The organism is Pedobacter sp. L105, from assembly GCF_009765875.1.
Classification (GTDB): domain Bacteria; phylum Bacteroidota; class Bacteroidia; order Sphingobacteriales; family Sphingobacteriaceae; genus Pedobacter.
Map to the genome: position 1 here is coordinate 157,126 of NZ_LMUP01000009.1, position 13,307 is coordinate 170,432.

Here is a 13,307-nt window from a genome sequence, read left to right on the forward strand (position 1 = left end):
TCAATCACCAGTTTTTATAAAATATCTTGTTTTGCAGATATTCTTTGGCTATGCGATTCAAATATATTTTAAGTTTATTATTTCTATTACCTCTTGCAGCGATTGCGCAAAATGGTGAAACTGTTATTGGGGAAAGGACGTTTTATTTTAACGATACCATCCGTAACAGAAAGCTGGTTACCGAAATATGGTATCCAACAAACGACGATAGAAAGCCATCCCCGAAAGAGGATTATCCCTTCCTGACGGAACCTACCGTAAGAAACGGGGTTTATCCTGTCTCAAAACATCCACTCATCTTATTGTCGCACGGTACAGGTGGTGGCCGGATGACATTGGAATGGATGGCCGATTTACTGGTAAAACAAGGTTTTATCGTAGCTGCGGTAGACCACTGGGGAAATACCTATGATCATAAGATTGCAATTGAATTTTTAACCCCATGGCAAAGACCGCAGGATATCAGCTTTGTACTTACACAAATCTTAAAAGATAAAAGTTTAGATCAAATAATAGATAAACAACGTATTGGGGCTGCAGGCTTTTCCATCGGCGGTTATACGGTACTGGCGCTTGCTGGTGCCAGGTTAGATCTGAATGCCTTAACCGCTTTTACTAAAACAACAGAAGGAATAAAAGAAACAGCCATCCCCGAATTTCCAGGATTACTAAAAACTTTAGATGAAGCGGCAGTCAGGGAATCGTTTATCAACAGCCCTGTATTAAAAGATGGTCGTATTAAAGCTTTTTTTGCTATTTGTCCGGCCATAGGACAGGGCTTTATTCACGAAAACCAGTTTGAAAGTGTTAAAGATCCGGTTTATTTAGTTGGTGCACAAAGTGATAGTATAGCGCCGGTTAAAACAAACGTAAAACACTATCATCAGTTACTCTCAAAATCGACGTTATATCTGGTTCCGGGAAAAGCAGGCCACTACTTGTTTTTGAATGAAGCGAATACTGAAGTTAAAAAAAGCGGTATAGCCATGTTCAATGATAATCCTTCGGTAAACAGACATGCGGTGCATGAACTGGTTGGTGGTATGGCTGTGGAATTTTTCAAGAGGAATTTAACATAATTATTACTGTAGCCTGCTTAGTATCGATTTCTTTAAATGTTATCATCATTATTCTGCATAGCATGATCGGATTTTCTTTTTAACTTTAGCATCATGGCAGAAATCAAATTTGAAACCCTGGAAAACGAACCTGCTGCATTTAACCTCTACGATGCAGGAAAAAAAATAGGCGAAATGATAGTCGAAATTAAAGGGAAGGATATGACCGTATTCCATACCGAGGTAGATGAAGACCAGGGCGGAAAAGGTTATGCGGGTATGCTGCTCCAATCCATGGTCACCTATGTCAGAGAGAATCATCTAAAAGTGATCCCCATGTGTTCTTTTGTACACCTGCAGTTTGACAGGCATCCCGACCTGTACAAAGACATTCGGAGCGATAGCAAAATCAAGTTTTAAGCATTATTCTTTACCGCCCATCATAAAGGCAGGTTGATAAAAATATATTTCCGTGTACGCACACGAAAGCGTATATTGCTGTATATATTCATTTATAACCTGGCTATAAAATGATTTTAAAAATATTCAATGCAAAACTCATCACGCCTTACCGCATCATTCCAAATGGTTATGTCCTGATTCAGGATGGCCTCATTAAAGAAATCGGTAACGGAAATATAGAGACGCCGGAAGCGGAGGAACTGGATGCCAGGGCGCATTATGTGGCACCGGGGTTTATCGACCTGCATGTTCATGGTGGCGGAAACCACGACTTCATGGACAACAACTTGCAGGGCTTTTTAAGCATAGCCGAAACCCATGCAAAATATGGTACCACATCCATGTTTCCAACCACACTAAGTAGTGGAAAAAAAGACCTGATAGACACGATATCCACCTATGAACAGGCCACACGAATTAACCATTCGGGTGCGCAGTTTTTAGGCCTCCATCTGGAAGGGCCTTATTTTGCAATGAGCCAGCGCGGTGCACAAGACCCCCGTTATATTCGGGATCCTGATCCGGAAGAATACCAGGATATCCTTTCCAGAACCCAAGTAATTAAACGCTGGAGTGCCGCCCCTGAATTAAAAGGGGCCATCGAATTTGCAAGATACCTGTTATCTAAAGGTGTGTTGCCCGCGTTGGCGCACACAGATGCCATCTATGAAGAAGTTGTAGAAGCTTTTGAGAACGGTTACACGCTTGCTACGCATTTATACTCGGGAATGTCTGGAGTAACCCGCAGAAATGCATTTCGGTATGCAGGCGTAATTGAAAGCGCTTTTCTGATCGATAACATGAATGTAGAAGTGATTGCCGATGGGGTACACCTCCCGGCGCCCTTGTTAAAACTGATCTATAAAATAAAGGGCCCCGACCGTATTGCCCTGATTACCGATTCCATGAGGGCTGCCGGCATGCCAGAAGGACCAAGTATATTGGGTAGTCTTAAAAATGGCTTAGACGTAATTATAGAAGATGGGGTAGCTAAATTACCTGATCGTTCTTCCTTTGCAGGGAGCGTAGCTACCGCAGATCTGCTGGTACGTAATATGATTAAACTGGCTGACGTACCCCTGATAGAAGCAGTAAGAATGATCACCAAAACACCTGCTTCTATTATGGGCATTGCAGATAAAAAAGGAACCTTAACCCCAGGTAAAGATGCCGACCTGGTTATTTTTGATGAACAGATCAACATCAAAACCACTATCATCAATGGCAAAGTCATATACAGCAAAAAAGGATTTAACACAGTTATAAATTAAATTATGTCTATTCGTCAGATTCAGAAAGATCAGTTGGTCGTTAACATTTATCCATCCAGAGCGGAAATGGGTTCGGCTGCTGCCGTTGCGGTAACTGAAAAGATTACAGACCTGCTAACCCGGCAGGATTTTGTAAATATCATTTTCGCTGCGGCTCCTTCACAAAATGAGTTTCTGACTGCACTGTTGAACAGCGGGGTAAACTGGGGCCGTATCAATGCATTTCACATGGATGAGTACATCGGTCTCGATGCATCAGCCTCTCAGGGCTTCGGGAATTTTTTAAAAGAACGGCTTTTTGATCAGGTGGCTTTCCACAAAGTATATTATCTGAATGGTAATGCTGCGGATCTGGATGAAGAATGCAGACGTTATGCACTCCTGCTCAAACAATCGCCTGCTGATATCGTATGCCTCGGTATTGGTGAAAATACCCACCTGGCATTTAACGATCCGCATGTTGCGGAATTTAATGATCCTCAGTTAGTGAAAGTGGTAGAACTGGATCTGGCTTGCAGGCAACAGCAGGTAAACGATGGATGTTTTGAAACGCTGGATCAAGTGCCGGTTCATGCCTTAACCTTAACTATCCCTGCTCTATATCAGACACGTTTTGCCTACTGTGTTGTTCCGGGAGAGAAAAAAGCACAGGCCATTCATCATACCTTAACTGAAACTATTCAGGAAAATTATCCTTCTACCATACTCAGAAAACATCCTGATGTTATCCTGTTTTTGGATGCAGCAAGTGCCTCATTGATTTAATTCACTTCTATTAATCTATATCGGTATGTTCTTGAAAAAGTTATCTGTTTTATCCATTCTTGTTTTTCTTTACTGCACTGTCAGTTATGCGCAGCAAACTAAAAATGAATTTCCTGTAAGAGGTTTTCACCTGGATCTTCGTATACAGGTGATGAAAATGCCGTCAATCAAAAAGCTGGTACTCAAATTGAAACAAGGAGGCATTAATACCCTGATCATAGAATATGAAGCAACTTATCCTTATGCCTCACATCCCTTAATTGCTAATCGTTATGCCTATACCAAAGCCGAGATTAAAGACTTGGTAGCTTATTGTAACCAATTGGGGATAGACCTGATTCCTTTGCAGCAAAGTTTTGGTCATGTGGAATATATCCTTCGGCATAACCGGTATAGCCAACAGCGTGAAGACCAACAGGACCTGTCACAGGTTTGCCCTTCACAGGAAGAGCTGAATAAAAAACTGTTCACCGATCTGTTTACCGAACTGGCTGCTTCGCATACTTCTAAATACATCCATATTGGTGGTGATGAAACACATTTATTGGGTCATTGCCCTATTTGTAGGGCTAGGGTAGAGAAAGATGGAATAGCTAAATTATATGGCGAACATATCAAACTGATGTGTGACATTGTAATTAAACTGGGCAAAATACCTGTACTTTGGGCCGATATTGCATTAAAATATCCTGATGCCCTGCAATATTTACCTAAGCAGGTGATTTTTGTAGACTGGAACTATGGATGGGGGATGGATAAATTTGGTGATCATGAAAAGTTAATGAAAAGCGGTTTCGAGATCTGGGGTGCGGCAAGTTTAAGAAGCAGCCCCGACAATTATAACCTTACCCTCTGGCAAAAACATTTTGAAAATATAAGAGATTTTTTACCAGCCGCACGTAAGCTGGGTTACAAGGGAATGATCCTGACTTCATGGTCTACTTCTGGCGTGTACGACCGGGTAAATGAATCTGGCGAGGACCTGATGGATCTTTATCCTATCAGGCGTGTTTACCCGCTAACAGCTTTTAATCTATTGATCGATGCCTTTACACAAAGCCTAAAAACGGAACAGCCACTCAACATTGAAGTTTTTGTCATCCACTACTGTAACGTGAATTATGGCTTTAATCAGGCTCAGGCTATCATATTTTGGAACGCTTTAAAAGCAGCCCCATACGAAGTAATCAATGGAAAGGTAAAAGGGCCCATCTCATTAACCCAATTAGTAGATAGTGCAGCAGCATCCGCAAAAACTATTCATTCACTGAAACCTTTAAAAAACAAAGATGAATATGCGCAATATAGCCTGATGGCTGATACACGCCTTCAATACCTAACTTACCAGCATCTGGAAGCAACAGTCAATGCGGCAGATTTTAAGGAAGCCGGACTTCTTTTAATTAAACATCAGCTTGCTGTTTTGCTGGACGAAATCAAAGCAACCAACCTTCGGTATACCGCACTTAATCAGGACACCTTTTATCCCTCAGAGCTGGCTCTTGATAACCAATTGCGCCTGGTTAAAGTCCAGTTATTGTATGACCGATTATCAAAAAACAGGTAATAAACTATTTTAAATGGGAAAAACTCATCAGCCAGAACGGGCTGGCGTAAAAGAAATCGCCCGACGGGCAAATGTATCTATAGGCACTGTGGACCGTGTAATTCACAATCGTACAGGTGTTTCTGAAAAAACCAGAATCCTGATCCAATCGATCATTAAAGAACTCGATTACCAGCCAAATATTATGGCGCAGCGTCTGGCTTCAAAAAAGAATCTTCGTTTTACCATATTGATACCGGGAGTTTCAGCAGAAACTGAGTTCTGGAAAGCACCGCTGATTGGCATTGAAAAGGCAGAACAGGAGCTTAAGCCATATGGCATCCATATCGAAAAATATTTTTTTGATCAGAACGACCGGAAAAGTTTTGTAGGCCTTACAAAAAAAATCTTAAAGGACGGTTCTGATGGGGTTTTATTAGCTCCTTCGTTTATTGGAGAATCTGCTGAATTTGTTACAGCCTGTCAGGTTGCAAAAATTCCTTATGTATTGATCAATTCTGACCTTCCTGAAGTGGATAGCCTCAGTTATATTGGACCTGATTTGTTTAACAGCGGATATTTAAGTGCCCATCTGGCCGGTTATGCAATTAAAGAAGGAAAAGTTCTAGTCGTGAATATTTCAAAGGATCTGGATAATGATCATCATTTACTGCGTAAGGAAACAGGCTTCAATACTTATTTTAAAGACAAGGGTATTTCTATTAAAGTTGTAAGAGCAGATATCAGGCAAACAGATGATGTCTTCATCACGCAACAGCTTTCAGCGGTTTTTGCAGCACATCCAGATATACAGGGAATTTTTGTCACCAATTCAAGGGTTAGTGCTGTTGCAAGATATCTTCAACAAGCCGAAATCACGGATAAATTGTTGATCGGTTTTGATTTCCTGAAGGATAATATCGAACAGTTAAAAAAAGGAACGATTGATTTTCTGATTTGTCAGAAACCCCAGGAGCAGGGATATAAGGGGATTATGGCATTGTATCAGCACCTGATCCTGAATGAAGTTATAGAAAAAGTTCATTTTATGCCGATTGATATCATTACCAGGGAAAACTATGCTGTTTACGGAAATTAGCCGGGCGAAACATGAGTGCATTCTGCTGATCCAAATTCTTCTACTAAAATAGCTGTCTTGAACGGGACGGTATTTTTCCCGTATCAGATCTGATCTATAATTATATCAGTGCGTGACTCTAATTCTGTTTGGGTTTAACTCGTTATTGGCGAGACTTTTATTTGTCATTTTTATAACGTTATACAAATGACAACTCAGGACCTTCTTAAATCAAAGCTAATCACGATCAATGGCATAATCAACAGGTTATATATAAAGTTCAATTTTAGCCCCGACACTAATGGTCTGATCTGGCAATTCCATCTGTTTGTAAAATCACCAGGAATTGGGTTGTGACTGGGTTAACGTTAGGTAGTGCTCGGGGTGAGAGCATAGTGCTACTAGTCTCTCTCCAATATGACTCCAATATATTCCTGAAAAACATTGGAGTCATATTGGAGAGAGACTGCAGTGAGACTGGTCTCATTCCGACTACAACCCGGGCACAACCTGAACACTGTCTTCTCCTATTGTAGCAACCCAGGCAATCCGGGATATGTGATGGCAAAATCTTTCCTATCCCATGTATTATTTAATAGTTTTGTAAACAGATATTTTAAAATGGCTTATCAGGAAGTATTGGTGAACAGAATCAGGGAAACATTAAATACTTCCCTGACCATTGAGGAAAAAGAAATGTTCCGCGGCATGTGTTTTATGGTAGACGATAAAATGTGCATCTGTACCTTTGATGATGAATTTCTTTGCCGTATCGGCGCTGAACAAGCAGAAATAGAATTGGAAAAAGGGAATTGCAGGCAAATGGTAAACGGTAAGACCGTGATGAAGGATTATGTATATGTTTCAGCTGAAGATATCAGGAACAACAAAGACTTCAACTACTGGATTGACCTTTGTTTGAAATTTAACCCACAGGCTAAATCTTCCAAAAAAAGACCTAAAACCTAATTTACTCGTTTCCTATCGGATAAGGCTTTTCTAATCCCCTCAGAAACTGTTAAGATCATAATGACAACTATGCAAGACTATATATTTGAAATTCAACTGAAGGTAAGAGATTACGAGTGTGATCTGCAGGGAGTAGTTAACAATGCTGTTTATCAGGGTTACCTGGAACATGCCAGGCATGAATATCTTTTGTCGAAAGCTAATTCATTTAAAGAACTGACCGAAAAAGGTATCCTGTTAATGGTGTCCCGGATAGAAATGGATTTTAAAAGATCATTGACCAGCAGGGATCATTTTGCGGTGAAGCTAAGAACCGAAAGGCAGGGCGTAAAGCTTGTCTTTTTTCAGGATATTTTCCGTCTTTCAGATGATGCCTTATGCCTTAAAGCAAAGGTTGAGGTAATTGCTAAAATCAATGACAAGCTAAGCAGAGGGGAAGTTTTTGATCATTTAGACATTTAGATATTGAACTAATTTGATCGGTAACGGGCTGCAATCTCTCCTTATTCTTTTAAGGTAAAAAATAGGAGTTGTCCCAATCACCATGTTTTCTCCCATATTCAAGATCCCTGATATTTTTTAAGACTATTTGAAAATATTTTCAGGTTTGGGATAAACGTTTTAGTGTAATTTATTTCGATTTAGCATGTAAGTGTTTGATATTTAGTGCTTAAATAGGCTTATGAGTCGTTTTTTTTTTATTGAAATTGGTACTATATTTATTTCAATTAATCGCTTATACGTTTAATGCTCTTACCAATTATTTATAAATATGATTCAACTTTCACCGTTTTCAGGTGATTTAAAATCATGTTTCTGAATAGAATACTTGTTGTTATTAATTTCATATGAACTAATCTTTTATAGGCTTATTTTTTATATACTTTGATAATCAGTAGTTTGAGTTTTATAAGTGGAAGTTTATATACCATTTAATAAAATAGTAAACATGCTAAAATTGAAAGCCTTTCAGGTTTTAAAAGATCCCAATAGAAATTCAAGTGTCGATTTTTTTCGTGGGATTGCTATTATTTGCGTAGTCATATTTCATTTCAATAGATTTTTGCCGCTTGGAAATCTGGGTGTTGACTTATTTTTTGTGATATCTGGTTTACTTGTTGGGGGCCTGTTAACTAAAAATTTAGAATCTGATAAAAAAATCAATTTCCTTAAGTTTTTTCTTCAAAGAGGATTTAAAATTTGGCCTTCTTTTTATGCTTTTATAGTATTCGGTAGCCTTATTGCGTTTGGCTTCTATCGGAATAGCCATCCTGAACAAATTATACCATTTTGGGATATGAAGCGATACTTGTTTTTTTACCAGAATTATACGGGCGGGCCATTCCACTGGAGTTTTGACCATGTATGGTCATTATGTGTCGAGGAGCATTTCTATATTTTGTTACCTATTTTATTCATACTGATTCAAACCTTTGCCAATAAAAAACACAAAGTCAATGTGATTTTTATATCGGTTATCTTAACCATTATTGCTGGTATATTTTTCAAATTTTGTTCTTATTATTTTACAAATAGTAAAGACACTTATGCAGGAACACATAACAGAATTGATGCTTTGGCCTGGGGCGTTCTGTTGAATCTTATGGTAATATATTGCGGCAAAATCCTGCAATCGTCAGTCTATAAATTTCTCAGCTTCTCTTTAGGGCTTTTAATACTGGTCGGAACCATATATTTTACCGTAAGTTTCAATTCAGTATTGTTCGGGAAAATATATCTTCATTCAATTGTTCCTTTCTCTTTCTTTTTGATGATGTCAGGGCTTTATTATGTGGATTTTTCAAGGTTTAAAGTAATCCGTTTTATCGCTTATTACAGCTATAACTGGTACTTGTGGCATCCTGTTTTTGTGATATTTATCTCCACTTATATTAAAAATCCTATTGGAGCTTTAATTACATATTTACTAATCACATTTACAGTTGCGATTTTCTTCACGGTCATGGTAGAAGAAGTATTTTTGAAAAGACGTAAAAAGATATTGAGTAGATTATTTAAGGTTCAGACCCAACAGGTCGTAACGTAAGTCGGCTATGGATCAACTGGTGTAATAAACTCCCTGGCGGCTGAGACTGCTGTACTTGGTAACTTTTCTCCCACCACATTCGTGCTTTCTGTAACTAAACAGGAAGATCGCTGGTTTTTATCCATATAAAGGTCATAATCCGGATTAAGGTCATATCAGGGTTGAATTTTAGATAGATTTGAACCTTTTAAGAAGGTACCCTCTTGATTAGAGATCAATACCTTTTCAATCCAGTTACAAAACACGAATGAATACAATCGCCAAAATACTATTCTCTACCCGCACCATGGGTCTTATGTTATTGATTTTCGCTTTTTCTATGGCCACGGCCACCTTTGTAGAGAATGATTACGGAACAGCAGTAGCAAAAGCATTGATCTACAACTGCTGGTGGTTTGAACTGGTAATGTTGATTTTGGTGTTAAACTTTATTGGAAATATCAAAAGATATCAACTGTATAAACGAAATAAATGGTCTTTACTGGTGTTTCACCTTGCCTTCATCGTGATTTTTATTGGCGGATGTATTACGCGGTATGTGAGCTTTGAAGGATCGATGCACATCCGTGAAGGTGCATCCAGTAATGAGATTGTTTCTGACGCTACATTTTTTAAAGTACAGATTGGAAAAGATGATCAGGCCTTGGCCTATGATGATATACCTGCTATATTGATCTCTAACCGTATCCCTACTTTTCTTAAACCCTTTAAAAAGACCTTCACTTCAGAATATGATTACCAGGGACAGCGGGTTAAATTAAAAGTTGTAGATTTTTATGCCAGGGCGCAGGACTCGCTGGTACGTGAAGATGTCGGCAAACCTACATTACACCTGGTAGTGCTGGAAAACGGTAAAAGGGTAAACAAATACGTACCGTCAGGAACAGTACAGCTGATGGAAAATGTTCTGGTGAGCTACAACAAACAAACAGCCGGTGCCATCAATCTAAGTGATGCTGCAGGAACACTTCAGATTTCTTCCCCATTCCAGGGGAACTATATGATCATGGCCAGCCAGATCAAAGGAAATTTAGATTCTACTAATATCAAAGCACCCTTTCATTTAAGGAGTTTATATAACATTACCGGATTGACCTTCGTAGTACCTGAGGGACCGGTAAATGGTCATATCATGTACTTTGAAGGGGATAAGCGTACCCATGAAAATGATCCCGACCTGGTTAAGGTAGAGGTAACCACACCAGCTGCAGTAGATACGGTTTCATTTTATGGCGGAAAAGGTTTAACGAACTTTCAGCATCAGAGCGAAGTAGGAGGGCTAAGAATATCCCTGGCCTATGGTTCTAAAATATATCCTACCCCGTTTTCATTAAAACTGGTACATTTTAAAATGGATAAATATCCGGGCAGTACCAGTCCCGCTGCTTATTCATCAGATATCATGATCGAAGAATCAGGAACACAAACGCCTTATAAAATATTTATGAACCATGTATTAGACCATTTGGGATATCGCTTCTTTCAGTCCAGTTTCGATCAGGATGAAAAAGGAACCGTATTGTCGGTCAATCATGATTCCCTGGGTACACATGTAACTTATACGGGTTATACCTTACTTTTCCTGGGTATGTTTGTTACTTTATTCTGGAAAGGAACTCATTTTTCTAAGTTAAACGAGCAATTGAAATCTCTATCGAAATCAAAAGCATTACTGCTTTTATTGTTATGCCTGCCCGCCGGTGCTGCATTCAGCCAGAAAATTGATATGCATGGTACCAACGGTACATCCCAATTTGAACATAGTCATACCCCAACTCAGGGTAATGCCCAGCAGTTCCTGAAAGGAACAATGCTCAACGGAGAGAAATTCGCGGCTGCTATCAAAATTGATGCAGCACATGCCGACCGGTTTGGCCATCTAATGGTACAGAATATTGACGGCAGAATTGAGCCCGTAAATACCATGGCGCTGGAGATCCTTCGGAAATTATATCAGGCAGATCGTTTTTATTCACTGGATGCCAACCAATTTTTCCTGTCGATGTCCGTTTCACCTTTTGACTGGATCAATGTCCCTTTGATTAAGGTAAGGACAAAAGGCGGTGCAGAACTACTTAAAGTAACGAATGCCAATGCGGATGGGTATACCTCAATGATGAACCTGGTAAAGATCAGTTCTGATAGCACAGCCGATTTTATCTTAAAAGATGATTATGCAAGGGCATTCAGAAAGAAACCGGCAGATCAGGATAGTTATGATAAAGATATCATTGAATTGAATGATAAACTGCAGGCCATGCAGCAATTGCTGGTAGGGCAGTATTTACGTGTGCTTCCCATCGCCGGGGATGCGAATAATACCTGGATTGCCATGCCTTCTTCTGCTTTAAATAGCACGATGAAAATGACAGATCCTGTGGCCGTTTATCTGAAAAATAGTATCGCTGCGCAGGAGTCGGGAAATTGGTCGGCGGCAGATGCGTCTTTAAATCATATCGGGGAGTTACAGCTTAAATATGGCAGCAGTGTGGTGCCTTCACAGGCAAAGATCGATTGGGAAGTGCGTTACAATTCATGGAACATTTTTCTAAACCTTATGATCGCCTATGCCCTTTTAGGTACGTTGATCTTAGCATTGGCATTTTTCAAACTGTTTATCAATCATTCTAAATTGTTAAATACACTGATTACTGTCGTGCTAACTATTATCAGTATCGCCGTGATCCTTCAGGGGATAGGGTTGGGGGTAAGATGGTACATCTCAGGTCATGAGCCCTGGAGTAATGGATATGAGGCGGTACAGTTTATCAGCTGGATCGGTATATCCTCTGGTTTACTGATGTACAGGAACAGTAATGCTTTCATTCCTGCTGCTGGTTGTTTGATTGCAGTGATCCTGATGGGTTTTGCCCATGGAGGATCACAGATGAACCCACAGATCACCCCTTTGGTTCCGGTACTTAAATCCTACTGGCTGATGATACACGTGGCAATTATTACTTCAAGTTATGGTTTTTTTGGTCTCAGTGCTTTGCTTGGAGCCGTAACGCTGATCTTGTATATTATCAATAGTAAAAAGACAAATGCTAAAGTTAAACCATCTATTACGGAACTGACGCTGGTGAATGAGATGTCTTTAACGGTAGGTTTATTCCTGTTAAGTATAGGAACCTTTTTAGGAGGGATATGGGCCAATGAAAGCTGGGGCCGTTATTGGAGCTGGGACCCTAAAGAAACCTGGGCTTTTATCTCTGTGATCATTTATGCGTTTATATTGCATGTAAGGCTTATCCCGGGGCTCAAAAGCAAATATTTATTTAACCTGCTTTCGCTGGTGGGCTTTTCAACAGTAGTGATGACTTATTTCGGGGTGAATTATTACCTAACTGGCCTTCATTCTTATGCTAAAGGCGATCCTGTACCTATCCCTTCATGGGTGTACATCACCATAACCTTTGTTTTTATTTTAGCTGTTGTTTCTTATAGAAGATATAAGATAATGCAGGTAAAGAAATAAGTATTTGATACCTGCATGTTAGAACTGAATAAGTTACTGCATGCAGGTATCAAATACTTATTTACTGGTACTTTTTAATGCCCAATAAACCAGTACCGGTTGAAAAAGCAAACGTGCAAATCTCTTTTTATCGGTGTCTAATCCAAAGGCACTTCTGTGATGCGTATATTGAGAAATATTTCCAGGAAATACAGCGGTAAAAAAAGTAGCGGCTATTTTACCTACAGTTTCCCTGTGTTTTTCGCTGGTAAAAATCAATGCACTTCCCATCGCTATTTCTACGAAACCTGAATAAACAACAGTATCATCCGTTTTTAAGGGAACCCAATCCGGAACCTGGGCACGAAATGCTTTTCTGGCAAAAGACAAATGGCTAATTCCTGCAAATATTAAATTTGCACCTAATACTATTCTGGCGGCTTTTTTTATGTTCTCTTCTTTCATGGTCTTCCGTTTATAATTTGTGGAGTTGCAAATACTATTCCATAAGTATAAGATCGTGAGATGTATATCCTTTTAGCATAACATAAAAGCCTTTACATCGTTGATTATTATTTTTGTTAATCCAAGAAAATAGTTGTTTCTTGATGCACTATAAGATTTTCAGTTCACCTATTCGTATATATTTTATTT

Annotated in this window: 11 protein-coding genes; 10 read left to right on the forward strand and 1 reads right to left on the reverse strand. The window is 39.3% G+C overall.

The window, feature by feature from the left end; all coding sequences use genetic code 11:
• The first annotated feature begins 50 nt into the window (after positions 1-50).
• The 10 genes from GSQ84_RS19045 (at position 51) to ccsB (ending at position 12,674) form a co-directional block, all read left to right on the forward strand.
• Entirely contained in the window at positions 51-1,079 is a 1,029-nt protein-coding gene (locus tag GSQ84_RS19045) for a prolyl oligopeptidase family serine peptidase (RefSeq protein ID WP_158798881.1), read from the forward strand.
• A 93-nt stretch (positions 1,080-1,172) separates the two neighbouring features.
• Positions 1,173-1,478: a GNAT family N-acetyltransferase gene (locus GSQ84_RS19050; protein ID WP_158798882.1), complete on the forward strand. Its 306-nt coding sequence runs from the start codon at positions 1,173-1,175 to the stop codon at positions 1,476-1,478.
• 110 nt (positions 1,479-1,588) lie between these two features.
• Positions 1,589-2,791, forward strand: coding sequence for an N-acetylglucosamine-6-phosphate deacetylase (nagA, locus tag GSQ84_RS19055; RefSeq protein ID WP_158798884.1), 1,203 nt, complete (start codon positions 1,589-1,591; stop codon positions 2,789-2,791).
• A 3-nt stretch (positions 2,792-2,794) separates the two neighbouring features.
• A complete protein-coding gene (locus GSQ84_RS19060; protein WP_174238678.1) occupies positions 2,795-3,556 on the forward strand; it encodes a glucosamine-6-phosphate deaminase in 762 nt (253 codons plus the stop codon).
• Between the two features lie 25 nt (positions 3,557-3,581).
• Positions 3,582-5,123, forward strand: a complete 1,542-nt coding sequence (locus GSQ84_RS19065; RefSeq protein ID WP_254070912.1) for a beta-N-acetylhexosaminidase — start codon at positions 3,582-3,584, stop codon at positions 5,121-5,123.
• Between the two features lie 13 nt (positions 5,124-5,136).
• Complete coding sequence (locus tag GSQ84_RS19070; RefSeq protein ID WP_158798888.1) at positions 5,137-6,201, forward strand: LacI family DNA-binding transcriptional regulator; 1,065 nt, start codon at positions 5,137-5,139, stop codon at positions 6,199-6,201.
• Between the two features lie 600 nt (positions 6,202-6,801).
• Positions 6,802-7,149 (forward strand): TfoX/Sxy family protein, encoded by a 348-nt coding sequence (locus tag GSQ84_RS19075; protein ID WP_158799363.1) that lies wholly within the window; start codon positions 6,802-6,804, stop codon positions 7,147-7,149.
• Positions 7,150-7,218: 69 nt separating this feature from the next.
• Positions 7,219-7,611, forward strand: coding sequence for a thioesterase family protein (locus tag GSQ84_RS19080; protein ID WP_158798890.1), 393 nt, complete (start codon positions 7,219-7,221; stop codon positions 7,609-7,611).
• Between the two features lie 487 nt (positions 7,612-8,098).
• The gene (locus GSQ84_RS19085) at positions 8,099-9,196 is read left to right on the forward strand and encodes an acyltransferase (RefSeq protein WP_158798892.1); all 1,098 of its coding nucleotides are present in this window, start codon (positions 8,099-8,101) and stop codon (positions 9,194-9,196) included.
• Between the two features lie 247 nt (positions 9,197-9,443).
• Positions 9,444-12,674: a c-type cytochrome biogenesis protein CcsB gene (gene ccsB, locus GSQ84_RS19090; RefSeq protein ID WP_254070913.1), complete on the forward strand. Its 3,231-nt coding sequence runs from the start codon at positions 9,444-9,446 to the stop codon at positions 12,672-12,674.
• Between the two features lie 57 nt (positions 12,675-12,731).
• Here the strand turns inward: ccsB and GSQ84_RS19095 are convergent, their stop codons facing one another.
• The gene (locus tag GSQ84_RS19095) at positions 12,732-13,118 is read right to left on the reverse strand and encodes a hypothetical protein (RefSeq protein ID WP_158798894.1); all 387 of its coding nucleotides are present in this window, start codon (positions 13,116-13,118) and stop codon (positions 12,732-12,734) included.
• Positions 13,119-13,307: the final 189 nt, after the last annotated feature.

Bases quoted from the DNA above. Each gene is read 5' to 3' on its own strand.
- GSQ84_RS19045 (WP_158798881.1), top strand. From the start codon at position 51: ATGCGATTCAAATATATTTTAAGTTTATTATTTCTATTACCTCTTGCA.
- GSQ84_RS19050 (WP_158798882.1), top strand. From the start codon at position 1,173: ATGGCAGAAATCAAATTTGAAACCCTGGAAAACGAACCTGCTGCATTT.
- nagA (WP_158798884.1), top strand. From the start codon at position 1,589: ATGATTTTAAAAATATTCAATGCAAAACTCATCACGCCTTACCGCATC.
- GSQ84_RS19060 (WP_174238678.1), top strand. From the start codon at position 2,795: ATGTCTATTCGTCAGATTCAGAAAGATCAGTTGGTCGTTAACATTTAT.
- GSQ84_RS19065 (WP_254070912.1), top strand. From the start codon at position 3,582: ATGTTCTTGAAAAAGTTATCTGTTTTATCCATTCTTGTTTTTCTTTAC.
- GSQ84_RS19070 (WP_158798888.1), top strand. From the start codon at position 5,137: ATGGGAAAAACTCATCAGCCAGAACGGGCTGGCGTAAAAGAAATCGCC.
- GSQ84_RS19075 (WP_158799363.1), top strand. From the start codon at position 6,802: ATGGCTTATCAGGAAGTATTGGTGAACAGAATCAGGGAAACATTAAAT.
- GSQ84_RS19080 (WP_158798890.1), top strand. From the start codon at position 7,219: ATGCAAGACTATATATTTGAAATTCAACTGAAGGTAAGAGATTACGAG.
- GSQ84_RS19085 (WP_158798892.1), top strand. From the start codon at position 8,099: ATGCTAAAATTGAAAGCCTTTCAGGTTTTAAAAGATCCCAATAGAAAT.
- ccsB (WP_254070913.1), top strand. From the start codon at position 9,444: ATGAATACAATCGCCAAAATACTATTCTCTACCCGCACCATGGGTCTT.
- GSQ84_RS19095 (WP_158798894.1), bottom strand. From the start codon at position 13,118: ATGAAAGAAGAGAACATAAAAAAAGCCGCCAGAATAGTATTAGGTGCA.